Raw genomic sequence first — 25,721 nt, 5'->3', positions numbered from 1 at the left:
GGATTGGAAGTGGCCATGATCAGTAGCTCAGCGGCGGCCGCGGCGAGCCTTCGGGCTCCGCCAGGCGCATGGTGTCGGTATTGTCCGCATCCAGGCTCTGATACGCCCGGAAGGCCAGCACCAGGAGAAAGGCGAACATCGAAAAGCCGATAACGATGGCAGTCAGGATCAGCGCCTGCGGCAGCGGGTTCGCAATCGGACCATCGGGTGTGTCGAGTCCGCCCGGCACGATCGGCGCAATCTCCCGGGTCACGCGACCCGCTGTGAAGATCAGGAGGTTCACGCCATTGCCGAAAATGGTCATGCCGATCAGCATGCGGATCACTGACCGCGATAGCAGCAGGTATACGCCGATGGCGATGAACAGGCCAACAAGGGCAGCAAGCACATAATCCATCAGAGGTCCTCCTCGCGGTCGCTTTCGAGGGAAAGGGCAATGGCCGACAAAGTGCCGAACACCACGCAATAGACCCCGAGATCGAAGAAGAGCGGGGTCGAGAGCGGGATCTCGCTGCCTCCGAACGGAACATAGAGCCAGATGCTGGTCATGAATGGCGAGGCAGTAAACAGGCTGAGCACGCCCGACGCGGCCGCCATGACCACGCCGAAACCGGCAATTGCCATTGGGTCGATGCGCAGGGCGCGGCGCACGGCATTCACGCCCACCGCCATGCCGAAAACGCCGATGGATGCTGCTCCGATCAGGCCGCCGATAAAGCCGCCGCCCGGCTCATTGTGGCCGCGCAGGCAGACATAGATCGAAAAGACCAGCATGATGGCAACGATCAGGGGGGCCAGCGTTCGAAAGATGACCGTGTTCATGATGCGGCCTTTCTGGGCTTGCGGACCCGCTTTGGCGTCGGTTCCGGCTCAACTGGCGCGACGGGCTTCTTCTGCCGGCGCAGCAGGGCGAGAATGGCCATGCCCGCGCCCATCACCACGGCAATTTCGCCCAGCGTATCGAAACCGCGATAGTCGACGAGAATGACGTTGACGATGTTGTGGCCATGCGCAATCGGCACGCTGGTGGCGATGAAGAAATCAGAAAGGCGCGTATCGAGCGTGCCCGTGAGCACCAGCATGAGCAGCAGGCTCACCCCGAGGCCGCAGATTGCGGCCAGTGTGCCGTCGCGGGCCCAGTCTTCGAATGGCCGATGATCACGCTGATCGAGGCGCAGGCGGGTCATCACGAAGGTCAGGATGACCACCGAGAGAATTTCCACCATGAGCTGGGTAAAGGCCAGGTCGGGCGCGCCAAACAGCAGGAAAATCAGCGCCACGGCCGTGCCCTGAACGCCCAGCGACAGAATGGCGATGAGCCGGGACTGCGCCACCAGCACGGCGATCAGGCCCAGAACGGCCAGGAGCAGGATGCCCCACTCGTAAAGTTCAAGCGCCGGCAGAATCAGGCGCTGGCTCCAGTCGCCCAGCTCCGCGGTCGGCATGATCCAGTCCAGCCCGCCCCAGGCGAGCATCGGCCCGAATAGCGCCAGCGCCATCGCAGCAAAGACCACGACCAGATAGAATTCGAGCTGCCCGTGATGCAGGAAACGCGTCACCGCGCCCGAGAAACGGATGAGACCGAACATGACCTTGTCGAACACGGTATCAGCCGTCCAGCCCAGGGCCGAGTCGAAGCGGCGCAGCAGCGTGCGGATGTCATCGGCCTGGCGATAGACCACCACGCCCAGCGCCCAGGTCAAGGCAGAGAGCCAGATCAGCGGCGACGCAAAGTCGATGGCCAGCGTCAGGTGGCTTTCCACCTGCCGACCGAGAACGGCCCCGGCCCCTGGCGCCAGGACATCGTGGCCCAGCCAGTCGGGCAGAATGCCCGCAATGATGCCGGCAGCGCCCAGCAGCATCGGGCCGGCGAGCATGGCGATGGGCGCTTCGTGCGGCGACTTCGGCGTCGGCACGGCTTCACCCAGGAATGGCCGTATCATCACCAACAGCGCCACGCCCGCCAGCATTGCATTGCCGGCGACCAGCACGATCAGCACCAGCCAGGTGGTCACGTCGGCGCCCAGCAGGCCGAGATACATTTCTTCCTTGGCGAAATAACCCACGGTCAGCGGCAGGCCTACCATGGAGAGGGCCGCCAGCGCCGCGCCGATAAAAGTCACCGGCATCTTGTCGGCGAGACCGCCCAGCGCAGTGATTTCTCGCGTCCCGGCCTCGTGATCGACAGCGCCAGCCACCATGAACAGGCCCGCCTTGTAGAAAGCGTGGGCGACGAAATAGACGACCATGGCGGCGATGGAATAGGTGCTGCCCAGCCCGATGAGCAGGACCAACAGGCCGAGCGAGGCGATCGTGGTCTGTGCCAGGATCTGCTTGAGGTCAGTCTGCCTGAGTGCGCCGAGGGCGCCCCAGATCAGCGTGATGCCACCGAAGATGACCAGTACATTGGTCCACACTTCGGTGCCGCCCAGGGACGGGGTCATGCGCGCCAAAAGGTACACACCGGCCTGAACCATGGTCGCCGAGTGCAGGAAGGCCGACACAGGGGTCGGGGCTTCCATCGCATTGGGCAACCAGAAGTGCAGCGGAAAATGTGCCGACTTGGTGAAGGCCGCCCCCAGGAAGCAGATCAGCACGAGAAGATAGAGGTTGCTGTCGCGCAGGACATCGCCCAGCGCACGAACAGCGCTCATCTCCCAGCTTCCGGTCAGTTGCTGCACCAGGATCGCCCCGGCCAGCAGGAACATGCCGCCAATATTGGTGATGACCAGCGCCTGGATGGCGCCGCGCCGTGCCGCCTGCCGTGAGTGATCGAAGCCGATCAGCAGGAACGAGGTGACCGACGTCAGCTCCCAGAAGACAAACAGCGACAACAGGCTGTCGGACAGCACGAGGCCGAGCATCGCGCCCATGAAGGCCAGCATGAAGGAGAGAAAGCGCCCCTGGTGGTGGTGACCGGCAAGATAGGCGCCGGCATAGAGGATGATGAGCGTGCCGACGCCGGAAATGGTCAGAGCGAAGATGAGGCTCAGGCCATCAACGAGGAAAGACAGATTGATGCCGTAGGTGGGAATCCACTCAATCGAGCTGGCGATCACCTCGCCATCGACAACGGGGTTCGCAAATCTCAGCAGGAAAACGAAGATGCTGGCGGGTACCAGGGCCAATATCCACCCGGTCAATGCGCCTGCAAGACGGTGGATGAACGGCGCCAGAACAGCGGCCACGAAAGGTGCGGCGGCGGCAAGACCAATGCCTGCGTCAAGGGACGGCCCCAATGCTGCCTCTCCTCTCTCGCTCTTGAGCGATTCAACTGGATAATGGCGTGCGACCTTAACGATTGAGATCACCGGAACAAGCGGAATCGGACCGTCTGCGACCATAGGGCCATGCGTTTTCAACCATTTCCGGGGCTGGCAATGGCGACGTGGGCGGCCTATGTCCTGTCACACCATCCCTATGGCGCCGTCCGGCCGCCACGCCTGTGGAGAGATCATGACCAAGCCCACCCCGCCCGTCGCCAAGCGCGTCCCCCACAGCCACACGCATCACAACGTCACCCGCGAGGATCCCTATGCGTGGCTGCGCGCCGACAACTGGCAGGAGGTGATGCAGAAGCCCGAGACACTCGATACCGAGATCCGCGCCTATCTCGAAGCCGAGAACGCCTATTACGAGGCCGAGTTCGGCAAGCCGACCGACGTCCTGCAGGACGCGATCTACAAGGAAATCCGCGGCCGCATCAAGGAAGATGATAGCGGCGTTCCCCTGCCCGATGGCCCCTTCGCCTACAATACGCGCATGCTCGAGGGCAAACAGTACCCGCAGATCGTGCGCACCCCGCGCGAAGGCGGCGCCGAAACCGTGCTTCTTGACTGCAATATCGAGGCCGGCGACGGCTATTTCGGCTTTGCCGGGGCCAGCCATGACCCGTCACATCGCACCCTCGCCTGGGCTGCCGACCGCGCCGGTTCGGAATATTTCGACATCGTGCTGCGTGATCTCGCGACGGGCAAGGACAGCGACGAAGTCATCAAGGACACCGCCGGCTCCTATGTCTGGTCCAATGACAGCGCCGCACTCTATTACACCGAGTATGACGACAACCACCGGCCCTACCGCATCCGCCGCCACGTGATCGGTACCGACCAGGCTGCCGACCCGATCATCTACGAAGAGAAGGACCCCGGCTTCTTCGTGGGTGTGGGCAAGACGTTGTCGGACAAGTTCATTATCATTGACGCGCATGACCATCAGACCAGCGAAGTCTGGCTGATCGACGCCGAAAAGGGCGGCGAGCCGCGCCTGGTCGCCCCGCGTCTGGTCGACCGCGAATACGAGATCGATGAGCGTGGTGGCACGCTTTATATCCGCACCAATGCCGATGGGGCGGAGGACTACAAGATCGTTACGGTTTCGGCCGATGCCCCGGACGCCACCAATTGGGTCGACCTCGTGCCGCATCGCGAGGGCGTGCTGATCCTCGACGTATCCCTCCTCGCCAACCACATGCTCCGCCTCGAACGCGAAGATGGCCTGCCGCGCATCGTCGCCCGGGACCTGCGCACGGGCCAGGAAGAGACTGTCAATTTCGCCGAGGAAGCCTACTCGCTCGGCATGTCGACCGGCTACGAGTTCGACACCCCGGTCTTTCGGCTCAGCTATTCCTCGCCGACGACGCCCCAGCAGCTGTTCGACCTGAACCTCGAAACCGGCAAGCGCACCCTGCTCAAGACCCAGGAAGTGCCGTCCGGACATAACCCGGCCGACTATGAAACCCGCCGCCTCTTCGCCACTGCCGAAGATGGCGAGCAGGTGCCGGTGACCCTTCTCTATCGCAAGGGCATCGTGCTCGACGGGTCAAACCCGACCCTGCTCTACGGCTATGGCGCCTATGGCATGTCCATGCCGGCAGCCTTTTCCGTGTCGGTCCTGTCGCTGGTCGATCGGGGCTTCGTCTATGCTACCGCCCATATCCGGGGTGGCATGGAGAAGGGCTACCGCTGGTACAAGCAGGGCCGCCGCGAAAACAAGGCAAACACCTTTACCGACTTCATCGCTGCCGCCGAAATGCTGGTGGCCGAGGGCTATACCCAGCCCGGCAGGATCGTCGCCCAGGGCGGCTCGGCCGGCGGTATGCTGATGGGCGCCATCGCCAACCTCAGACCAGACCTCTGGGGTGGTATCATCGCCCAGGTGCCGTTTGTCGACGTACTCAACACCATGCTCGATGACACGCTGCCGCTGACCCCGCCGGAATGGCCCGAATGGGGCAATCCCATCACCTCAGCTGAGGACTACGCTCGCATTGCCGCCTATGCGCCGTATGAGGCCGTTTCGGCCCAGGACTATCCGCCGATATTCGCTTTGGCCGGCCTCACCGATCCACGCGTCACCTACTGGGAGCCCGCCAAATGGGTGGCCCGCCTACGGGCAACCAAGAGCGGGGATGCGCCATTGTATCTCAAGACCAATATGGGGGCGGGCCATGGTGGCGCGTCTGGCCGCTTCGACCGCCTCAAGGAAACTGCCCAGTGCTACGCCTTTGCAATAAAGTCAGCAGGATTGGACGGTTAGTTCTTCCAGCGACATTGTTGCGACACGGCAATCTGCCTATACATTCCCCCAGTTCCGATCTTGACGCAGCGTCAAACAGTTCCAGAAACGGAGACTAAGCATGTCCACCAAGTTCACCCTGCCGCCCCTGCCCTACGCCTATGACGCGCTGGGCCCTTATATGTCGGCCGAGACCCTCGAATTCCACCACGACAAGCATCACCAGGCCTATGTGACCAACGGCGAAAAGCTGCTTGAGGGTTCGGGTCTGGAAATCCTGCCGCTCGAGGACATCGTCAAGGAAAGCTTTGGCAAGAATGCCGGCCTCTTCAACAATGCCGGCCAGCACTACAACCATGTCCATTTCTGGAATTGGATGAAGCCCAATGGCGGTGGCAAGTCGCTGCCGGGCAAACTGGCGGCCAAGGTCGATGAAGACCTGGGCGGCTTTGACAAGTTCCGCGCTGACTTCATCCAGGCCGGTACCACTCAGTTCGGTTCGGGCTGGGCCTGGCTGTCGCTGAACCAGAAGACCGGCAAGCTCGAAGTCACCAAGACCGCCAATGGCGAATCGCCACTGGTCCATGGCGGCCATCCGCTGCTCGGCGTCGACGTGTGGGAACACTCCTATTACATCGACTACCGCAATGCCCGTCCCAAGTATCTCGAAGCCTGGTTCGACAACCTGGTGAACTGGGAACATGTCGAGCACATGTTCGAGGAAGCCACGGCCTGATCGGCCTGCCTTTGGAAACGACAACGGCGGGAGCAATCCCGCCGTTTTGTTTTGGACGACGCCACGCGCCACCTCTGGCCTCTGCCCGCCGTCATTGCCGGGCTTGTCCCGGCAATCCATCTTCTCCGGATACCGCATGGACCACCGGAACAAGCCCGGTGTGACGAATAAACCTTGAATTGGAACTACTCCGCCGCCCGCCGCTTCGTCGCATTCGGCTGCGAAAGGATATAGCCGGCGCTGCCACCGAGAATGGCTGCGCCGCCCAGCCACAGCCAATATCCGGGCCTGGCGCCGATCCAGAAGAACACAACACCCAGGGCTATGCCGCACAGCGCCGCGATCTTGGCGCGGCGCGGAATGGCGCCCTCTTCGCGCCAGGCACGCAGCAGCGGCCCGAATTTGGGATGCTCGACCAGCCAGCGTTCCAGGCGCGGCGACGAGCGCGCAAAGAACCAGGTCGCCAGGATCAGCAAGGGCGTCGTGGGGACCAGAGGCAGGAAGGCCCCGGCAATGCCAAGGGCCGCGCTGATGAGGCCCAGTATCAGGTAAAGGGAGCGCAACAGTCCCGCTTTCGTCTGTGAACGATTGGCCCAATCAAGCAGGGCCATCGCCCCGACGCAACCGACACACTGACACAGCTCGGCCTGTTCTCACCGGAAAGCTGGAACCGCGCACTTCAATCCCCCGTTGAGACATGTTAACGAAGCCTTAACGACAAGAAGGGTGACTCGTGAGCATTCCGGGCAAGACCATAGCAATTCTGGCCGCAAATCCGGCCCTCAGCTCCCTGCTGAGCATGGTTCTCGCCGGCGACTCAAGGCTGCGGGTTCGCCCTTTCGACAGTGAAGCCGAGCTGTTTGCCTATATGCGCATTGCCCCGCTCGACATGCTGGTTGTGGATTTTGACCGCGAAGGCCGCCCGGCCTATGAAATGGTCGAAGCCATCCGGCTCGATCCCACTTTTGTCTCGCGCGACCTGCCGGTCATCGCCCTCACCCGCGCCATCACCCCGCCCATGCGCCAGCAGGCCATCAGCGCCGGTATCGATGAGGTTGTAGTCAAGCCGATGTCGCCGCGCCACCTGCTGCAGCGGGTGCAGGCCCGCTTGCTCAATCGCAGCGTCGTCGGCGCCCTTGGCTTCGGCTATCGCGGCCCCGAACGTCGCAACCGCGTGCCCACCCGCAAGCCCGAGCCACATCCGGCGCGCCGCTACACCGACAATGTGGTGCCCCTCTTCCCAGACCGCCGCGCCCAGCGACCGGAAATGGGGCCGCTGAGCTAGGGATTTCTCCCTCGCGGATCTCGCCATTCCTTCGACATTGCCGGGCTTGTCCCGGCAATCCATCTTCATCCGGTGTCTGATGGACCACCGGGACAAGCCCGGTGGTGACGATGAACACGAGTGGCAGGCGCGCCCCCTACCGCCGCTGCTCGCTGACCCAGACCACCTTGTTCCAGAGGTCTTCCACGGTGTCTGCAAACTGGATGTTGCGGTCAAAATTCGGCACTGAGGCAGCCAGCACGTCAGCTGCGAACCCGCGTAGCACTTCAAAAGCGCGGTGGCGATTGAGCATGACCACAGGGCGTGCAGTGCCCGTCGACCAGGCGCCGAAAAGCGCGGTCACCGAGGCCAGCGAACCGGGAAGCGCCACAAAGACTGCACTGGCCTGGGCCAGATAGGCATGCCGCTCTGCCGGATCGGGCAGGACTGTGATCGGCACCTCAGCCAGCGCCTGCGGCAGAACGATGCTGGCATCGGCCACCACTTCCACCTGTCCGCCCGCGGTCCGCGCCGCCGTTATCAGCGGTACCGGAATGACCCCCTTTTCCGCCAGGCACAGCATACGCGCGCCCTTGCGGGCAAAGACCCGCCCCACCTCGCCCATGAGGCTGGCGCGCTCCGGGTCGCCCGGTCCCTTGTCGGAAGCAAAGACGGCGATCGTCTTGCCCGCTTGTGTGAGATTGGCCATCAGCGGCGCTTTCCTGTGAGACTACCGAGAATGCCGCGCACCAGTTCGCGGCCAAAGGTGCGCGCCATGGAGTTCATTGCTGCCTCTGCCGGCGTCTGGCGCGTACTGCGACGGGGCGCGGCGGCCTCAGCCCGAGCCCGCTCCTTGGCAAGCCGGTCTTCCTCGGCCTGGCGCACCGCATCATACTGGGCTCGCTCGTCGGCGAGCTGCTTGTCGCGCGCCCGCTTTTGCAGGATTTCGTAGGCCGATTCGCGATCGACAACCGTGTCATAGAGACCGCCTACCGGCGAATTTGCCATCGTGGCATCGCGTTCGGCTGGCGAGATCGGCCCGACCTGCGCCGAAGGCGGCCGGATGAAAGTGCGTCCCACCATGGATGGCACGCCCTTGTCTTCCAGAACCGACACCAGCGCCTCGCCGATCCCAAGCTGGGTAATCACTTCCTCAGTCGAGAAGGCCGGGTTGGGTCGGAAAGTCTCGGCGGCCACCCGCACGGCCTTCTGCTCGCGCGGGGTATAGGCCCGCAGCGCGTGCTGGACGCGGTTCGCCAGCTGGGCCAGCACGCTTTCGGGAATATCGACCGGGTTCTGCGTCACGAAATAGACGCCGACGCCCTTCGAGCGGATCAGTTTTACGACTTGTTCCACCTTGTCGATGAGCGCCTTGGGCGCATCATCGAAAAGCAGATGCGCTTCGTCGAAGAAGAAGACCAGCTTCGGCTTGTCCGGGTCGCCCACCTCGGGCAATTCCTCAAACAGTTCCGACAGCAGCCAGAGCAGGAACGTTCCATAGAGGCGCGGCGCCTGCATCAGCTGGTCTGCCGCAAGGATCGACACGACCCCGCGTCCGTCACTGTCGGTGCGCATCAGGTCGGCGATGTCGAGCGCCCGCTCGCCGAAGAAATTGTCCGCGCCCTGCTGTTCCAGCACCAGCAATGCGCGCTGGATGGCCCCGATCGACGCTGTCGTCACATTGCCGTAGCGCCCCGAAATTTCCTTGGCCCGCTCCTGAATATCAACGAGCAGCGACCGCAGGTCCTTGAGGTCGAGCAGCAGAAGGCCTTCCTCGTCGGCCACGCGAAAGGCGATGTTGAGCACGCCTTCCTGGGTATCGTTGAGGTCGAGGATACGGCTCAGCAGCACCGGCCCCATTTCAGAAATGGTGGCGCGCACCGGGTGACCCTGCTTGCCGAACAGGTCCCAGAAGATCACCGGAAACACGTCATCGACATAGTCGGTAAAGCCGATGTCTTCGGCGCGCCTGGTCTGCCAATCCTGTGCCTTGCCCAGCTTTGAGACGCCTGACAGGTCGCCCTTGATATCGGCAGCGAAGACCGGCACGCCCGCAGCCGAAAAGCCCTCGGCCAGCACCTGCAGACTCACGGTCTTGCCGGTGCCGGTGGCGCCGGTAATCAGGCCATGGCGATTGGCATATTTGAGATTGAGGTATTCCGGCCGGTCGCTCGCACCCAGAAAAATCTTGCCGTCTACGAGCATACCGCACCGCCTATTGGTCTATCACTGCCCTGTTATAGCCAGTGGCCCGGCAGCCGAACAAGCAGACTGACCGGCCAAGCTGTTCATCGGCAGACGCTTTTCTTGCCATTTGGCATATAATCGACTATTTATTGCCAAAAGGAGAAATGCAGTGCTGCATGAATTGCCGCGAACCGAAGCCATCCCGGAGACTGCCGCCCTCACCGAGGCGGAAGCATCGGCCATGGCTCGCGCAGTGGTGCGCCTGTTCGAACACTGGCAATTGAGCGACGCTGAGGGGCGCGAAATCCTCGGGGGTCTGGCGGCCCGCACATTTGCCCGCTGGAAAACCGGAGAAACCGGCCGCATCGACCGCGACCTGGCCACGCGCCTTTCGCTGCTCATGGGCATTCACAAGGCTCTGCGCTACCTCTTCTCCGACGCCGAACGTGGCTACTCCTGGGTCAAAAAGCCCAACGCTGACTTTGACGGACGGACGCCCGCACAGGTCATGAGCGAGGGCAGCATCTTTGCCCTTGCCCGGATACGCCACTATCTCGACGCGGAGCGCGGAGGCTGGTGACCTCAGGCCCTGCCACAACCCACACGCGCTGGCCGAAGGCCCATCGTCTGATCCGCTCGATCCATCCGCCCATCGATCTGTTCGAGGACATTGCCGATCCTCGCGACTGGGAGGCGCTCGCCTCGGCCGAATCCAAGACCAATCCGCGGCTGTGGGACCATCTGGGGCACCTCGACCTCGTGCCGGCTGATCGCCGCATCGGCGGTCCGGGCGCGAGCTATCTCATGGCGCCATTCGTGCATGTCAGTCGCGACCGCCCCGGTCGCTTCACCGATGGCAGCTATGGCGTCTACAGCGCCGGAAATTCCGAGGAAGTGGCCATTCGCGAGGTCGCCTATCATCACGGCCGCTTCATGCGCGCCAGCGCCGAAGGCCCCGGTTGGACATCGCAATTCCGCATGCTGGTCAATCACCTCGACCTCGACCTGCACGATCTCCGAGGCCTCGACGGCATCCACAATCCGCACGACTACACCGCCTCGCAGGCCCTCGCCCGCGACCTGCGGCGATCGGGCAGCAACGGCGTTCTCTATCGCAGCGTCCGCTGTCCCGGCGGTGAATGCGTCGGCATTTTCTGGCCAGACCTGATGCCAATTCCTATCCAGGCCGACCATTTTGATTTCCACTGGGACGGCACGACCGTCGACCGCATCCGCAACTGCCGGACCGGGGCGATATTCGGGCTGTAAGTCATACGCTTCAAGAACACGGTGCCGTCCTCGGCCCGGTGATCGAGACGCGGCTTAAATCCCCACCGCCCGCAATTCTCCCACAACCGCCCCGCGCACATTCTTCGTTGGCTGCCGCGCGAACTGCTCCAGCACAGCCGTTTGCGCCGCGTTCGGCTCGGCATATTTCAGCAGCAGCGCGGCGACCATGGCGTGGCTGGCCGCCATGTTTCCGTCATCGCATTTGAGCGCATAACCCCAGCCCTTGTCCCTGATAGCGCCGCACTGCACGCCTTCGGCCCCGCCCTTCTGCATCACGCGGCCCATGAAACTTTCCATCACCAGCGTGTCGAGATGACCGGTACCGGCTACAAGATGGGGGTGGCTGGTCGCGGCATCGAACAGTTTTTGCGCGCCCGCAGCGTGGCCAGCATCGAGCCCGTTTCCCGTCGCCATCCGCGCGAATCCGTGGGCCCAGACGCGTAGCGGCGCCGCCCAGGTGGGGATCGAGCAACCATCGGTGCCGCAACGGTCCTCGGTCAGGTCTTCGCCGATCACATGTTCCACCGCGGCCCGGACGGCTCTCTGCACATCATGCTCGCGGTTCACATAGCCCGATGTCGGCACCCCCATTGCCAGCGCCACGCTGAGCATGCCCGAATGCTTGCCCGAACAGTTGTTGTGCAGCGCGCTTGGCTCGGCGCCGGCTGCACGCAGCGCTTCGCGCGCCTTCCCGTTGGTGGGCATGTGCGCGCCGCATTCGAGATCGGCGACCGAAAGGCCCATCCGATCAAGGAAGCGCGCGACATTGCCGACATGCTCGTCCTCGCCATGGTGAGAGGCGCAGGCGAGCGCCAGTTCCTCCGCACTGTGATGAAAACGTTCGACCGCATGCCGGTCGAAAATAGCCAGGGCCTGCATGGATTTGATGGCCGAGCGCGGAAATACCGGGCGCTCGGCGTCTCCGCCTGCAGCGATTACCCGGCCCTCGCCGTCGACGATGATGAAGGCGCCACGATGACGGTTTTCAACCCAGTTGCCGCGCACGGCTTCGGCGAGAATGGGGTTGGCGTCCATAAAAATACTCCGGGCTTTGCTGTCCTTGAGGAACAGCAAGAGCACCGGAGAAAGTCAACATGCATGGAAGGGGTACGCAGTACTGAAGTCTGGAGGCACGACATGCCGGTAAGGGTGGAGATCCGAAGCCTGGCGCTTTGCGGCGGTAGCGCCTTGCCCCAGATCTCCGCCGTTACCGGCGCTGACGTCTAAAGGTCCCAGTCATCGACCGGGGTCAGGAAACGGGAATTGACCCATCCCTTGGTGTTGTTGCGGTCGACGAGGCACCAGTCCGAGCTGTTCTGCACTTCGATGCAGCGCTCGACCCAGACATGCACGCCTGGCTGGAACGAACCGACCTTCTGCGAATAGCTCGCAGGCCACTTTCTGACATTGAGCTTGTCCCACTGCGCGACGCCGGTGACTTGTGCCAGGGCATCCACGTTATAACCGGCCGCCATGGCCGGCTGCGCGGCAAATCCTGCCGCCGTGGTAACTATAAGACCGCACAGAGCTGCCACGAGAACCTTCTCCTGAGCCTTGTTCATCTGTCTATCCTCGTCTTGATGATGGTCTAAACTATCCGCCTCGCCTTGAACCCACCCTGATAGGTGGGTTCAGCTTGCGTTCATCCGCAGGGCGGCCGAAACGCTCACCGAACTTCGCCATGGCGCGCTTCGCGCGACGTTGGCTTCGAGCCCATTCGGGGCTAGGCTCGCCGTCACGGAGCGGATCAAAATCACTTGCGAAATGAGGAGGATGGCATGACCAAGGTGCTGGTAACCGGCGGAAGCGGCAAACTCGGGCGGGCGGTTCTGCGCGATCTGGTCGAGCATGGATATGACGTGCTCAACCTCGATCAGCAGGCCCTTCCTCAGCCGATCTGCCCCAGTGTTCGGGTCGACCTGAGCAATTTCGGCGAGGTCGCAAGTGCCATTCTGGGTGGCGTTGACGAGCGCGGCGGGCCATTCGACGCCGTGGTGCACCTGGCCGCCATCCCTGCGCCGGGCCTGGCACCCAATGCGCGCACCCTCTCCAACAATGTCACCGCAAGCTACAATGTCTTCGAGGCCTGCCGCCTCGCCGGCATCAAGAATGTGGTCTTCGCCTCGAGCGAAACCGTGCTCGGCCTGCCCTTCGACAATCCGCCCCCCTATGCGCCCGTCGACGAGGAGTATTTCCCGCGCCCGGAAAGCGCCTATTCGCTGGGCAAGCTGCTTGATGAAACCATGGCCGCCCAGTTCTGCCGCTGGGACCCGGACCTGCGCATGGTGGGCCTTAGATTTTCCAACGTCATGTATCCGGAAGATTACGTCGCCTTCCCCAGCTTCGACAGTGACCCCAAAAAGCGCAAGTGGAACCTCTGGGCCTATATCGATGCGCGCGACGGGGCGCAGGCCGTGCGCCGTGCGATCCAGGCCGAGTTCAAGGGGTTCGAGGCCTTCATCATCGCCAATGCAGATTCGGTCATGTCGCGGTCCAATATTTCGCTGCTGGCCGAGGTGTTTCCGGGCGTCGAGCAGCGCGGCAATATATCCACCAACGGCACCCTGCTGAGCATCGAAAAGGCCAGGCGGATGCTGGGATTCTCGCCCCAGTTCAGCTGGCGGAACGAGCGGTCGACCTAGGACCGCGCTAGGCCCGGCATCGCTGCAAGCAGTTTTGCATCGTAAATGTGCATTTTGTGTACTTGTGCTTTTTCTGAGCACAAGCATAACTGCCGCCGATGCCGAGCCCCGACCTGTCCATCCTCATCATCGACGAGAACCGCATTCGCGCCTCGATTATCGAGGAAGGCCTGCGGGAGGCCGGTCACGCACGCGTCGCTGTCATTCACGATGTCAACGAAGTCGGCCGGACCATCGAGCAGATTGCGCCAGACGTCATCGTCATCGATCTTGAAAACCCCAAGCGCGACACGCTGGAACACTTCTTTTCCCTCAGCCGCGCCATCCAGCGACCCATCGCCATGTTTGTCGACCGCTCTGACGGCGCGACCATTGAAAAGGCCGTTGAAGCGGGCGTCTCGGCCTATGTCGTGGACGGCCTCAAGAAGGAGCGGATAAAGCCCATTCTGGACATGGCCGTATCGCGCTTCAATGCCTTCTCCCGCCTCACCCGCGAACTGGAAGAGGCCCGCAGCGCCCTTGAAGAGCGCAAGATCATCGATCAGGCCAAGGGGATCCTCATGAAGTCCAGGGGACTTTCCGAACCCGACGCCTATGCGCTCCTGCGCAAGACCGCCATGAACCAGAACCGCCGGCTGGTGGACATTGCCCAGAGCCTTGTCACCGCCGCCAATCTGCTGGGGCCCTAGAACAGCCATGTCCCATCCACACATCACCGCCGGCTTCCTGCCTCTGCTCGACAGCGTCCTGCTCGTCCTTGCCCACGAAATGGGCTTTGCCGAAGACGAAGGCTTCACCCTCAGCCTCAGCCGCGAGACCTCCTGGGCCAATATTCGCGACCGTACATCGCTCGGGCATTTCGATGTTTCCCTGGTCCTGGCGCCCATGCCGATTGCCGCCAGCCTGGGCCTGACACCTATCGCCACCCCAATGATCGCGCCTGTCATGACCGGCCTTGGCAACAATGCCATCACCGTCAGCGCCGAACTCTGGGCCGCCATGGCAGACGCCGGCGCACCGGGCGATCTCGTCGCAGGCCCCGCCGGCCAGGCGCTGGCCAAAGTCGTCCACAGCGGCAGGAAAAAGCTCCGCTTCGGCGTCGTGCACCAGACCTCTTCGCACAATTACGAGCTACGCTACTGGCTGGCCGCCAGCGGCATCCGTCCTGATGTGGATGTCGAGATCGTCGTCCTGCCCCCGCCCCTTCTGCCTGAAGCGCTCGGCAGCGGCGGCATCGATGGCTATTGCGTTGGTGAGCCCTGGAACAGCGTCGGCGTCGCCAGGCATGGTGCACGCATCGCCACGACAAAATCCTCGATCTGGCAGTGGAGCCCCGACAAGGCCATCGGCATGCGCGCCGATTGGGCCGAACGCCACCCCGAATGGGTTGCCGGAATCGTTCGGGCCGTCTTCCGGGCAGGCCAGTGGTGCCAGGAAGAGGAAAACCGCCTGCACGCCGCCGCCATCATGGCGGGCCCGAACTACCTCAACCTGCCCGTCGGCATCGTCGAACGCGCCCTCACGGGCCAGATCGATAGCGGCACGGGCACCATCGCCGTTCCCGACTACTACGTGCCGCACGCCGGCGCCGCCACCTTCCCCTGGAAGAGCCATGCCCTCTGGTACTACAGCCAGATGGTGCGCTGGGGCGAGATCGGCCACAGCCCTGACAACGCACAAATCGCCGCCAACACCTTCCGCCCCGATCTATACCGCACCGCCCTCGCGGACATGGGCGTCGCCGTCCCTTCGGAGGACTATCGCCCATCGGGCGATCAGACCCAGCGCCACGCCATCCCCGCCCTCAATGGCAGTCTCGAATTGGGTCCCAACCGCTTTTTCGACGGCGCGATCTTCGATCCGGCCAAGCTGGACGACTACATCGCCGGCCAGCGCCCGGCCTGACCAGACCCACGTCTATTTTGTAGACATATGGATTTGGTGCACAAATACTGTGCATGATGCCAAACCATTGAACGGGGCTTTCGCAATCCCCGCTTCCGCGATCGGATAAGCTCAGCCCACTAAATAACTGTCAAACAAGCATTTCGAGTGACGAACTCGATTTGGCACGCTTCCTGCAATGAAGCTGGCGAAGCGCTCCTCCCAAGACGCTATCAAGTCGACGTCCAGTGTAGGGCGTCCCCAGGCAAAGCCGCCAATCGCTCCGCATCGAGACCGATGCTGTGTCGATTGGCGGCTTTTTTCATTTCCAGCTGACCCCGGAGCCCCGCCGATGACACAGGATCGCATGACCGGACTTGCCCCAGAACCCACGAGAGCCCTGGCTCTCTCGACCGTCGCCTTCACCGTCTGCTTTGCCGTGTGGACGATCTTCTCCATCATCGGCGTCTCTCTCAAGGAACAGCTTGGCCTTTCCGAAACCCAGTTCGGCCTATTGATCGGCACGCCAGTGCTGACGGGCTCGCTGGTGCGCATCGTCCTGGGGGTGTGGACAGACCGCAAGGGCGGGCGCCTCGTCTACACACTGACCATGCTGGGCGCCGCCGTCGCCACCTTCCTTTTGGCCTTCGCCCAGACCTATGAGCAATTGCTGGTGGCTGCGTTGGGCGTCGGCCTCGCCGGCGGGTCGTTCGCCGTTGGCGTCGCCTATGTCTCGCGCTTCTATCCGGCCGGCAAGCAGGGCACGGCCCTCGGCATCTTTGGCGTCGGCAATGTCGGCGCTGCCGTCACCAAGTTCCTCGCGCCCTTCGTCATGCTCGCCTGGGGCTGGCAGTCCGTCGCCATGATCTGGGCGGCGGCCCTCGTGGTCATGGCCGCCATCTTCTGGTTCGGCACCCAAGATGATCCGGTCATGGTGCGCCGTCGCATCGAAGGCTACACGCCCCGCAGTCTCGCCAGTGAATTTGCACCCCTGCGCAATCTGCAGGTCTGGCGCTTCGCTCTCTACTACTTCTTCGCCTTCGGTGCCTTTGTGGCCCTGACGCTCTGGCTGCCGCGCTACCTCATCGGCGTCTATGGATTTGACATTGCCACGGCCGGCGCCGTCGCCGCGGCCTATTCCATTCCCGCCAGCATTTTCCGCGCCTATGGCGGCACGCTTTCCGACAAGATCGGCGCCCGCACGGTGCTCTACTGGACCTTTGGGGTCTCGGCTCTCTGCAGCTTCATCCTCGCCCTGCCCGCCGCCGACTATGTGGTCGCTGGCATCAGGGGGCCTGTCTCCTTCCACTTCGCCATCGGCCCAGTGGCCTTCATTGCCCTGGTCTTCGTGCTCGGCTTCTTCATGAGTCTGGGCAAGGCTGCGGTCTACAAGCACATACCGGTCTACTACCCCGACAATGTCGGCGCTGTTGGTGGTCTCGTCGGAATGATCGGTGGGCTTGGCGGGTTCGTTCTGCCCCTGCTCTTCGGTCTTCTCAACGACATGACCGGCATCTGGACCAGCTGCTTCGCGGCCCTCTTCGTCCTCATCATCGTGTCGCTCGCACTGATGCACTCGGCCATCCGCCGGCGCGCGCGCCTGCCCGTCGCTCAGCCCGCCTGATCCTTTTCTGGAGTCCCATCACAATGGAAAAACTGGTCGTCATTGGTGCCGGCATGGCCTCGGGCCGCGCCCTGGAGCACATATTCGAAGAAGCCCCCGGACGCTTTGACGTCACCCTGTTCGGCGCCGAGCCGCGCGGCAACTATAACCGCCTCATGCTCTCACCCGTGCTCGGTGGCGAAAAGCAATACGAGCAGATTATCACCCACGACGCCGCCTGGTATCGGGATCAGGGTGTCACCACCCGCTTCGGCGAGACGGTCACCGGCATCGACCGCCAGCGCAAGGTCGTGGTCAGCAAGTCCGGCGAAACCCCGTATGACAAGCTGATCATCGCCACCGGCTCGGCCCCCTTCATCATCCCGCTGCCCGGCAAGGACCTGCCCGGCGTCATGGCCTTCCGCGACCTCGACGACGTCAACCGCATGGTCGAAGCCGCCAGAAAGCCCGGCGCCAGGGCGGTGGTGATCGGTGGGGGCCTGCTCGGCCTCGAGGCCGCCGCCGCCCTGCGCTTGCGCGGCATGGAAGTGGTCGTGCTGCATCTGATGGGCCATGTCATGGACCGCCAGCTCGATCCGGCCGCCGGGTTCCTCCTGCAACGCGATCTCGAAAAGCGCGGCATCAAGGTGCATTGCAGGGCCCAGACGAAGGCCATTCTCGGCGAAGACCGCGTCGAGGCTGTAGCGCTTGAAGACGGCACCATCTATGGCGCCGACATCGTGGTCATGGCCGTCGGCATCCGCCCCGAGACCCGCATCGCCACGGCGGCCGGCATCCATGTCGAACGCGGCATTATCGTCTCCGATCAGATGGTCACGTCCGATCCCGATATTCTGGCAGTGGGCGAGTGCGTCGAACACGAGAAGATCGTCTACGGCCTCGTCGCCCCGCTCTATGACCAGGCCAAGGTACTGGCGAAAACCCTCGCCAAGGTCGACGCCGCCTTCCGTCCGGTGCAGACCGCGACCCAGCTCAAGGTCACCGGCGTCTCGGTCTATTCGGCCGGTGACTTCGCCGATGCGGAGGACCGCGAGGAAATCGTCCTGCGCGATGCCCAATCGGGCATCTACAAGCGCCTCGTGCTCAAGCAGGACAAGGTGATCGGCGCCGTTCTCTATGGCGAGACCGGCGACGGCCCGTGGTTCTTCGACATGATCCGCAAGGGCACGGACACGCGCGACATGCGCGATACCCTGATCTTTGGCCAGGCCTATCAGGGGGGTGCCGCACTGGACCCTATGGCGGCCGTTGCAGCCTTGCCGGATGATGCAGAAATCTGCGGCTGCAACGGCGTATGTAAAGGCGCGATCACCGGCACGATCGCATCCAAGGGCCTGACTGATCTCGATGGCGTACGCGCCCACACCAAGGCTTCTGCCTCGTGTGGCTCGTGCACGCATCTGGTCGAAAAGCTCATGGCTGTCACCCTGGGTGACAGATACAATCCCGCCGCAGTCAAACCGATGTGCCCCTGCACCGAGCATGACCACGGCACCGTTCGCCGCCTGATCGTGGCCCAGGGCCTCCGCTCCATCCCCGAAGTCATGCAGGAGCTGGAGTGGAAGACTTCCTGCGGCTGCGCCAAGTGCCGCCCGGCCCTTAACTACTATCTCGTGGCTGAGTGGCCCGGCGAATATGAGGATGACGGCCAGAGCCGCTTCATCAACGAGCGCGTCCACGCCAATATCCAGAAGGACGGCACCTATTCGGTCGTGCCGCGCATGTGGGGCGGCATCACCACCCCCAACGAGTTGCGCGCCATTGCCGATGTCGCGGACAAATTCGCCATCCCGACCGTAAAGGTCACGGGCGGCCAGCGCATCGACCTCCTCGGCGTCAGGAAGGAAGACCTTCCCGGCGTCTGGGCCGATCTCAACGCCGCCGGCATGGTCTCGGGCGCCGCCTATGCCAAGGGCTTGCGCACCGTAAAGACCTGCGTCGGTTCGGACTGGTGCCGCTTCGGCACCCAGGATTCCACCGGCCTTGGCGTGCGCATCGAAAAGTTCATGTGGGGGTCGTGGACACCCGCAAAACTCAAGCTCGCCGTCTCGGGCTGCCCGCGCAACTGCGCCGAAGCCACGTGCAAGGATATCGGCGTGATCTGCGTCGATTCTGGCTACGACATCCACTTTGCCGGCGCCGCCGGCCTCGACATCAAGGGCACCGAACTCCTCGGCCACGCCAATAGCGAGGACGAAGCGCTCGAGATCATCGTCGCCCTCACCCAGCTCTATCGCGAGCAAGGATACTATCTCGAGCGCATCTACAAGTGGGCCAAGCGCGTCGGCAATGACAGCATCAAGGCTGCTGTAATCGACGATACGGCCAGGCGCCGCCAGCTCTACGAACGCTTCGTCTTTTCCCAGCACTTCGCCCAGGTCGACCCTTGGGAGGAACGCGTCAACGGCAAGGACGCCCACGAATTCGCCGCCATGGCCGAATTCGGCCTCCCGGTGGCAGCGGAGTGATGGCGATGACGATGCAATCCCGCTTCTGCACCTCTCCCATTGCGGGAGAGGTCGGTGCGCAGCCCCCAGCCCTCTCCCCGCAGAGTGAGGGAGCCCCATCCAACTCGTGGAGCGCTCAATGACCGAATGGACTCAACTCGGCGCAGTCACCGCCATCCCCCTGCGTGGCGCGCGCTGCGTCAACACGCCCTCGGGCAAGATCGCCGTCTTCCGCACGGCGGAAAACCAGGTCTTCGCCATCGATAACCGCTGCCCTCACAAGGGTGGCCCCCTCGCGGAAGGCATTGTCCACGGCACATCAGTCACCTGCCCGCTGCACAACTGGGTCTTCGACCTCGCCACGGGCCAGGCACAGGGCGCCGATGACGGTTCGGTGCGCACCTATCCGGTCAAGGTCGAGGACGGCACCATCTACATCGCCCCCGATGTGCTTGTGGCGATGGCAGCGGAATAGCGTGATGGCGGCATACCCCTCACCCGTCTCGGGCTGCGCCCGATCCACCCTCTCCCTCAAGGAGAGAGGGAGGACACCGGTTCTGCCAAGAGTTCACCGCTTCCCTTCTCCCTTTGAGGGAGAGGGTGCCTGAAGGGCGGATGAGGGGTCTCTTTCCAGGAACCCACCCATGACCACTGTTCGCACCACCTGTCCCTATTGCGGCGTCGGCTGCGGCGTGCTCGCCACCCCGCAGCCCGACGGCACCGTCACCATTGCCGGCGACCCCGATCACCCCGCCAATTTCGGCCGCCTCTGCTCCAAGGGCTCCGCGCTGGGCGAAACCCTGTCCTTGGATGGTCGGCTGCTGCATCCGGAAATCGCAGGCAAAAGAGTCACTTGGGATGAAGCGCTCGACACTGTCGCGAACGGCTTCATGTCGGCCATCAAGACGTTCGGGCCCCAGTCCGTAGCCATCTACGGCTCGGGCCAACTGCTGACCGAAGACTACTACGTCGCCAACAAGCTCATGAAGGGCTTTATCGGCGCCGCCAATATCGACACCAATTCCCGTCTCTGCATGGCCTCGTCGGTGGCCGGCCACAAGCGTGCCTTCGGCTCCGACACGGTCCCCGGCAATTACGAGGATCTCGAGCAGGCCGACCTGATCGTGCTGGTCGGCTCAAATCTGGGCTGGTGCCATCCGGTGCTCTATCAGCGTATCGTCGCCGCCCGCACCGCGCGCCCTGACATGAAGGTCGTGCTGGTCGATCCGCGCCGCACCGTCTCGGCCGACATTGCCGAACTGCATCTGCCCGTGGCGCCCGACGGCGACAGCGCGCTCTTCGTCGGCCTCCTCGCCCATCTCGATCATCTTGGCGTCACCGACAGCGACTATATTTCGGCCTATACCAATGGCTTCGAGGCCGCCCTGCTTACCGCAGAGGACTGGTCGGTCGAGCGGGTCTCCGCAGCAACAGGGCTTTCCCCGCTATCGATCAGCCGCTTCTATGACCTCTTTGCCCGCACCAAGAAGGTCGTGACCGTCTATTCGCAGGGCGTCAACCAGTCCGCTGCTGGCACGGACAAGGTCAATGCCATCATCAACTGCCATCTTGCTACCGGCCGGATCGGCAGGCCTGGCATGGGTCCCTTCTCGGTTACCGGCCAGCCCAATGCCATGGGTGGCCGCGAGGTCGGTGGGCTCGCCAATATGCTGGCCGCCCACATGGACTTCACCCCCGAGGCAATCGACCGCGTCTCCCGCTTCTGGGGCAGCGCGAATGTCGCCCAGGAGCCGGGCCTCAAAGCCGTGGACCTCTTTGCCGCCATGGCACGGGGGGAGATCAAGGCGGTCTGGATCATGGCCACAAATCCGGTCGATTCCATGCCCGAGGCGAACGCCGTGCGCGCGGCGCTCAAGGCCTGCCCCTTCGTTGTCGTCTCCGACATGAACCGTCACACCGACACGATGGATCTGGCCCATATCCGCCTCCCGGCCGCCGGCTGGGGCGAGAAAAATGGCACGGTGACCAATTCCGAGCGCCGCATCTCCCGTCAGCGCCCCTTCCTGCCCCTGCCCGGCGAAGCACGGCCCGACTGGTGGATCATCAAGGAGGTGGCCCGGCGCCTCGGTCACGGTCCATCCTTTGCCTATTTCAGCCCGGCCCAGATTTTTGCCGAACACGTTGCGCTGTCCGCCTTCGAGAATGACGGCCGTCGCGATTTTGACCTCTCCGGTCTCGCGGGCGCCGACTACGACACAATGCCCCCCGTGCAATGGCCTGTGCGTACGAGGTCCGCTGCCCGCATGTTCGGTGACGGCAAGTTTTTCACAGCAGATGGCAAGGCAAAATTCCTGCCCATCCAGCCGCCCCCGCCCTTTGCGCCGGCTCCCGGCAGCTTCATCCTCAATACCGGCCGGGTGCGAGACCACTGGCATACCATGACGCGTACCGGCAAGGCGGCACGTCTTTCCGCCCACATGGCCGAGCCCTTCGTCGAAATCCATCCGACCGATGCCACCACCATGGGCATAAGCCGCGCCAACCTGGTGCGGCTGTCCAACGCGTATGGCTCGGCCATCGTCCGCGCCCTCATCACCGATCGGCAGCAGCGCGGCCACCTTTTCGTGCCGATGCACTGGACCGACCAATTCGCCTCCAATGGCCGCGTGGATGCGCTGGTCCCGGGCAAGACCGACCCCGTCTCCGGCCAGCCGGCGCTCAAAATGGCCCAGGTGCATGCCGAGCCGGTCGGCATTCGTCTCTATGGCTTCCTCGTCTCCGACGACAAACCGGCGCTCGCCACGGACTACTGGGCTCTCGCCCCCGCCTCCAACGGCTGGCGCGCCGAGATCGCCATGGTCGAGGAGCCTTCCGACTGGCCATCCTTCCTCGCCCGGACCTTTGGCACCGACGCAACCTTCCAGTCAATCCGGGACGAGCGCTCCGGCCGCCGCGCCTTTGTTCTGATCGAAAACGGACGCCTCGTCGCCGCCCTCTACACCTCGCCCGATCCGGTCCTGGTCTCGCGCCAATGGGCGGCCGGCCTGCTCGCCGACACCGATCTCACCGCCTCCATGGTCCTCGCCGGCCGCCCCGGCGCCGACCGCCCCGATGGCGGGGCCGTGGTCTGCTCCTGCATGGGCGTGGGCATCAATACCATCACCGAAGCCGTGACCCGTCACGGCTGCACCACCGTCGAAGCCGTCGGCGTCCTCACCCGCGCCGGCACCAATTGCGGCTCCTGCCGCGCCGAAATCAGGGGGATCGTCGATGCAAACCGTCTCATCGCAGCCGAATAGCCGTATTTCCGAGCTCGCCGTCCTCCCCGTGTTCTTCGACCTGCGCGGCAAACGCGTCGTCGTCATCGGCGGCGACGAACCCGCCGCCTGGAAGATCGAACTGCTGGCGGCAGCAGGGGCACAGGTGGATGTGTTCGCGGAAGAGGTGTGCGAGGGGCTTGCGCTCTTGGCGGCATCCCCCTCATCCGGCCCTTCGGGCCACCTTCTCCCCGAGGGGGAGAAGAATGGCACCGCGTCCGCTCTTATTCCTCTCCCCCTCGGGGAGAGGGTGGATCGGCCGCAGGCCGAAACGGGTGAGGGGGATGTCGCAACCAGCCACCGGATCACCGTCCACCCCCGTCCCTGGACCCCATCCGACCTCGCCGATGCCGCCCTCGCCATCGCCGATCTCTCCGACGACACCGAAGCCCACGCTTTCATCGCCGCGGCCAAAGTCCATGCCGTGCCCTACAATGTCATCGATCGCCCCGAATTCTGCCAGTTCCAGTTCGGCGCCATCGTCAATCGCTCGCCGGTGGTGGTCGGCATTTCCACGGCGGGCGCCGCGCCCATTCTCGGCCAGGCCGTCCGCCGCCGGATCGAAACGCTGCTCCCCCACACCCTGACGCACTGGGCCGAACTCGCCGCCAAAATCCGCACCACCGTCATGACAAAATTCGAATCCGGACCGCAGCGCCGCGCCTTCTGGGAACGCCTGGCCGAGAATGCCTTCGGCTCGCGTGCACCCGACGCCGGCGATAGCGATGTCACCTTCGCCGCCCAACCCGCCATTGGCCGCGTCACCCTCGTCGGTGCCGGTCCCGGGGATGCGGACCTGCTCACCATCAAGGCCGTCCGCGCCCTTCAATCGGCCGACGTCATCCTCTTTGACGACCTGGTTTCATCCGAGGTGCTTGAACTCGCGCGCCGCGAGGCCAAGCGCATGCTGGTCGGCAAGCGCGCCCAGCGCGAAAGCTGCGCTCAGGACGAGATCAACGAGATGATGCTGACCCTTGCCCGCCAGGGCAAGCACGTGGTTCGCCTCAAGTCCGGCGATCCGATGATCTTCGGCCGTGCCGGCGAAGAGATCGAGATGCTGGAGAGCCACGGCATTGCCGTCTCCGTCGTGCCCGGCATTTCGGCGGGCCTGGCTCTGGCCAGCCGCCTCGGCGTCTCGCTCACCCATCGCGACCACGCCCAGTCCGTGCGCTTCGTCACCGGCCATTCGCGCAAGGGCGTGCTGCCCGAAACGCTGAACTGGGCGGCCCTCGCCGATCCGTCCACGACCTCCGTCTACTACATGTCCCGCCGCACCCTGCCCGGCATCGTCGCCGAGCTTTCCGCCAAGGGCATGAGCCTTGCCACACCCGCCATCATCGCCGGCTCGCTTGGCCGCAAGGACGAACAGATCTGGCGCGGCACCATTGGCGAGGCCATCACCGCCGTCGAAGCCTTCCCCCTATCGGCCCCAACCATCTTCGCCGTGGGCGATGCGCTGGCGCAGCGCCAGGTGGCGGCCCTGGCAGCCACCGGTACCTGATCTCATCCGAAAGTCGCGCGCCAAAACGTCCAATTGCCAAAGCAAGCGGCCGGGCGCTTGCTGATGGCCGGAGGATGACCATCATGACCAGCCAAATTCCCGCCGAGCACCCCTATCGTGCCGCCATCATGGAAGAAGTCCATGCGCGACCGGTTGAAATCGTCCCCGACCAATGCCGCTTGCGACGACTGGTCTTTGTCATGCCAGCGGGTGCCGGCTCCATGCAGCGCGCCGCTGATCGCTTTGCCGATTTTTGCCAGAAGCGGTCGCTGCCGCCGCCGTTGATGAGCAGCCGGCAATGCACGTTTGCAGCACCCGGCCGCCACGTCACCTGGGAGTTCCACACCGAATTCGTCACCATCACCTGGCGCACCGGCCTCGACGACTGGACGAGCTGGCCCGACGATATCGGTCTGGACGCCATTGGTGAGGGGCAGTTGATTGGGGCCATGCGCATCGACCTGACCGCTGACGCCAACATTCCGTCCCGGCTGGTCCCGAGCTTCCAATTGCCCAGCCTGTGTCTCGCTGATGTGGACAATGGCAAGGGCCAGGTCGCAACCGATTTCGTGCCCGACGAGGACAGCTTTACCCGTTTTGAATTCGCTGCCGCCGGTTTCACGCCGCTGCGCCGCTCGATCATCCTGCGGCGGCTGCTCGAAATCGAAACCTATCGCACCATGGCTCTGCTCGGCCTGCCGCTGGCCCGCGAACTTTCGCCCGACATTCGCGCCATTGAGGTCGAGCTCAGCGATCTCATCGGCGCCCTGTCGGAGGCAACCACGCCGCAGGCCGTGCAGTTGGCCCTCAATGCTCTGCATGCCCTTTCAGTGCGGTCTGGTCAGGTGTCCGAGCGCTTGGGCTATCGGTTCGCGGCTGGTCGCGCCTATGGCGAAGTGCTGCGCGCGCGGCTCGCCGGCATCAGGGAAAGCGGCACCACCAGCGGCTCGTCGCTCACCCACTATATCGGCAATCGCGTCGATCCGGGTCTCGCCACCTGCGCGGCGCTCGAACAGCGTCTTTCCGTGCTCTCGGACAAGATCGAGCGCGCCATCGAACTGCTCAATGTGCGCATCGGGGTCGATATGCAGGTGCAGAATGCCGCCCTGCTAGACAATATCGCCCGCACGGCCCGCAGCCAGTTCCTGTTGCAGCGCACCGTGGAAGGCCTCTCGACCATCGCCATCAGCTACTACCTCTTGGGCATTATCAGCTACGCCATGGCCGGGCCGCTGGACCACCTGCACTGGGACAAGACCATGACCCTGTCCCTCGCCGCGCCCTTCGTGGTGCTGGTCGTCTGGCTCATGGCAAGGGCGGTGAGGAAGGCCCACGCGCCGTCTTAGAGCGG

General features: G+C 63.7%; 22 protein-coding genes. 14 read left to right on the top strand and 8 right to left on the bottom strand.

Going from position 1 to position 25,721, the window contains the following annotated elements; all coding sequences use genetic code 11:
• Positions 1 to 19: 19 nt before the first annotated feature.
• Genes MQW79_RS18305 through MQW79_RS18295 form a run of 3 tightly spaced genes read right to left on the bottom strand, consistent with a single transcriptional unit; the run spans position 20 to position 3,239 of the window.
• Positions 20 to 397 carry a Na+/H+ antiporter subunit C gene (locus tag MQW79_RS18305; RefSeq protein ID WP_476585950.1) on the bottom strand — a complete coding sequence of 126 codons (378 nt, stop codon included), beginning with the start codon at positions 395 to 397 and terminating at the stop codon, positions 20 to 22.
• On the bottom strand, positions 397 to 822 hold the full coding sequence (locus MQW79_RS18300; RefSeq protein ID WP_476585949.1) for an MnhB domain-containing protein: 426 nt from the start codon (positions 820 to 822) through the stop codon (positions 397 to 399). Before MQW79_RS18300 ends, MQW79_RS18305 begins: the two co-directional genes overlap by 1 nt.
• Positions 819 to 3,239, bottom strand: coding sequence for a putative monovalent cation/H+ antiporter subunit A (locus MQW79_RS18295; protein WP_476585948.1), 2,421 nt, complete (start codon positions 3,237 to 3,239; stop codon positions 819 to 821). The genes MQW79_RS18300 and MQW79_RS18295 overlap by 4 nt, the downstream gene beginning before the upstream one ends.
• A 217-nt stretch (positions 3,240 to 3,456) precedes the next feature.
• Here MQW79_RS18295 and MQW79_RS18290 point away from each other — a divergent pair, with 217 nt between their 5' ends.
• Both MQW79_RS18290 and MQW79_RS18285 read left to right on the top strand, forming a co-directional pair.
• A complete protein-coding gene (locus MQW79_RS18290; protein WP_476585947.1) occupies positions 3,457 to 5,538 on the top strand; it encodes a S9 family peptidase in 2,082 nt (693 codons plus the stop codon).
• A gap of 100 nt (positions 5,539 to 5,638) precedes the next feature.
• Positions 5,639 to 6,253 carry a superoxide dismutase gene (locus MQW79_RS18285; RefSeq protein ID WP_476585946.1) on the top strand — a complete coding sequence of 205 codons (615 nt, stop codon included), beginning with the start codon at positions 5,639 to 5,641 and terminating at the stop codon, positions 6,251 to 6,253.
• A gap of 185 nt (positions 6,254 to 6,438) precedes the next feature.
• Here the strand turns inward: MQW79_RS18285 and MQW79_RS18280 are convergent, their stop codons facing one another.
• Complete coding sequence (locus tag MQW79_RS18280; RefSeq protein ID WP_476585945.1) at positions 6,439 to 6,816, bottom strand: YbaN family protein; 378 nt, start codon at positions 6,814 to 6,816, stop codon at positions 6,439 to 6,441.
• A gap of 170 nt (positions 6,817 to 6,986) precedes the next feature.
• Here MQW79_RS18280 and MQW79_RS18275 point away from each other — a divergent pair, with 170 nt between their 5' ends.
• Positions 6,987 to 7,538, top strand: a complete 552-nt coding sequence (locus MQW79_RS18275) for a response regulator (protein WP_476585943.1) — start codon at positions 6,987 to 6,989, stop codon at positions 7,536 to 7,538.
• Between the two features lie 136 nt (positions 7,539 to 7,674).
• Here MQW79_RS18275 and MQW79_RS18270 read toward each other — a convergent pair whose 3' ends face one another.
• Together MQW79_RS18270 and MQW79_RS18265 are read right to left on the bottom strand one after the other, a co-directional pair.
• The gene (locus MQW79_RS18270; protein WP_476585942.1) at positions 7,675 to 8,226 is read right to left on the bottom strand and encodes an LOG family protein; all 552 of its coding nucleotides are present in this window, start codon (positions 8,224 to 8,226) and stop codon (positions 7,675 to 7,677) included.
• Positions 8,226 to 9,722 carry a helicase HerA-like domain-containing protein gene (locus MQW79_RS18265; protein ID WP_476585941.1) on the bottom strand — a complete coding sequence of 499 codons (1,497 nt, stop codon included), beginning with the start codon at positions 9,720 to 9,722 and terminating at the stop codon, positions 8,226 to 8,228. The genes MQW79_RS18270 and MQW79_RS18265 overlap by 1 nt, the downstream gene beginning before the upstream one ends.
• Before the next feature lie 151 nt (positions 9,723 to 9,873).
• Between MQW79_RS18265 and MQW79_RS18260 the strand changes: the two genes are divergently transcribed.
• Together MQW79_RS18260 and MQW79_RS18255 are read left to right on the top strand one after the other, a co-directional pair.
• The gene (locus MQW79_RS18260; protein ID WP_476585940.1) at positions 9,874 to 10,284 is read left to right on the top strand and encodes an antitoxin Xre/MbcA/ParS toxin-binding domain-containing protein; all 411 of its coding nucleotides are present in this window, start codon (positions 9,874 to 9,876) and stop codon (positions 10,282 to 10,284) included.
• Positions 10,281 to 10,973, top strand: a complete 693-nt coding sequence (locus MQW79_RS18255) for an RES family NAD+ phosphorylase (protein ID WP_476585939.1) — start codon at positions 10,281 to 10,283, stop codon at positions 10,971 to 10,973. The genes MQW79_RS18260 and MQW79_RS18255 overlap by 4 nt, the downstream gene beginning before the upstream one ends.
• A 54-nt stretch (positions 10,974 to 11,027) precedes the next feature.
• Here MQW79_RS18255 and MQW79_RS18250 read toward each other — a convergent pair whose 3' ends face one another.
• A complete protein-coding gene (locus tag MQW79_RS18250) occupies positions 11,028 to 12,068 on the bottom strand; it encodes an asparaginase (RefSeq protein ID WP_476585938.1) in 1,041 nt (346 codons plus the stop codon).
• Positions 12,069 to 12,217: 149 nt separating this feature from the next.
• On the bottom strand, positions 12,218 to 12,556 hold the full coding sequence (locus MQW79_RS18245; protein WP_476585937.1) for an SH3 domain-containing protein: 339 nt from the start codon (positions 12,554 to 12,556) through the stop codon (positions 12,218 to 12,220).
• Positions 12,557 to 12,772: 216 nt separating this feature from the next.
• Here MQW79_RS18245 and MQW79_RS18240 point away from each other — a divergent pair, with 216 nt between their 5' ends.
• From MQW79_RS18240 to MQW79_RS18200, 9 genes are all read left to right on the top strand, one after another.
• Positions 12,773 to 13,636, top strand: a complete 864-nt coding sequence (locus tag MQW79_RS18240) for an NAD-dependent epimerase/dehydratase family protein (protein WP_476585936.1) — start codon at positions 12,773 to 12,775, stop codon at positions 13,634 to 13,636.
• Between the two features lie 98 nt (positions 13,637 to 13,734).
• Entirely contained in the window at positions 13,735 to 14,325 is a 591-nt protein-coding gene (locus tag MQW79_RS18235) for an ANTAR domain-containing response regulator (protein ID WP_476585935.1), read from the top strand.
• Between the two features lie 7 nt (positions 14,326 to 14,332).
• Positions 14,333 to 15,541 carry a CmpA/NrtA family ABC transporter substrate-binding protein gene (locus tag MQW79_RS18230; RefSeq protein WP_476585934.1) on the top strand — a complete coding sequence of 403 codons (1,209 nt, stop codon included), beginning with the start codon at positions 14,333 to 14,335 and terminating at the stop codon, positions 15,539 to 15,541.
• Positions 15,542 to 15,872: 331 nt separating this feature from the next.
• On the top strand, positions 15,873 to 17,144 hold the full coding sequence (locus MQW79_RS18225; RefSeq protein WP_476585933.1) for an MFS transporter: 1,272 nt from the start codon (positions 15,873 to 15,875) through the stop codon (positions 17,142 to 17,144).
• Between the two features lie 23 nt (positions 17,145 to 17,167).
• The gene (gene nirB, locus MQW79_RS18220) at positions 17,168 to 19,612 is read left to right on the top strand and encodes a nitrite reductase large subunit NirB (RefSeq protein ID WP_476585932.1); all 2,445 of its coding nucleotides are present in this window, start codon (positions 17,168 to 17,170) and stop codon (positions 19,610 to 19,612) included.
• A gap of 118 nt (positions 19,613 to 19,730) precedes the next feature.
• On the top strand, positions 19,731 to 20,066 hold the full coding sequence (nirD, locus tag MQW79_RS18215; protein WP_476585931.1) for a nitrite reductase small subunit NirD: 336 nt from the start codon (positions 19,731 to 19,733) through the stop codon (positions 20,064 to 20,066).
• 169 nt (positions 20,067 to 20,235) lie between these two features.
• The gene (locus MQW79_RS18210; RefSeq protein ID WP_476585929.1) at positions 20,236 to 22,851 is read left to right on the top strand and encodes a nitrate reductase; all 2,616 of its coding nucleotides are present in this window, start codon (positions 20,236 to 20,238) and stop codon (positions 22,849 to 22,851) included.
• Positions 22,823 to 24,370, top strand: a complete 1,548-nt coding sequence (gene cysG / locus MQW79_RS18205) for a siroheme synthase CysG (RefSeq protein WP_476585928.1) — start codon at positions 22,823 to 22,825, stop codon at positions 24,368 to 24,370. The genes MQW79_RS18210 and cysG overlap by 29 nt, the downstream gene beginning before the upstream one ends.
• Before the next feature lie 83 nt (positions 24,371 to 24,453).
• Positions 24,454 to 25,716 carry a DUF3422 family protein gene (locus tag MQW79_RS18200; RefSeq protein WP_476585927.1) on the top strand — a complete coding sequence of 421 codons (1,263 nt, stop codon included), beginning with the start codon at positions 24,454 to 24,456 and terminating at the stop codon, positions 25,714 to 25,716.
• Positions 25,717 to 25,721 lie beyond the last annotated feature (5 nt).

Source organism: Devosia sp. Micro-HW1, assembly GCF_056341075.1.
The sequence above is the reverse complement of the archived record's forward strand: the minus strand, read 5'-3'. Positions and strand labels throughout refer to the sequence as shown.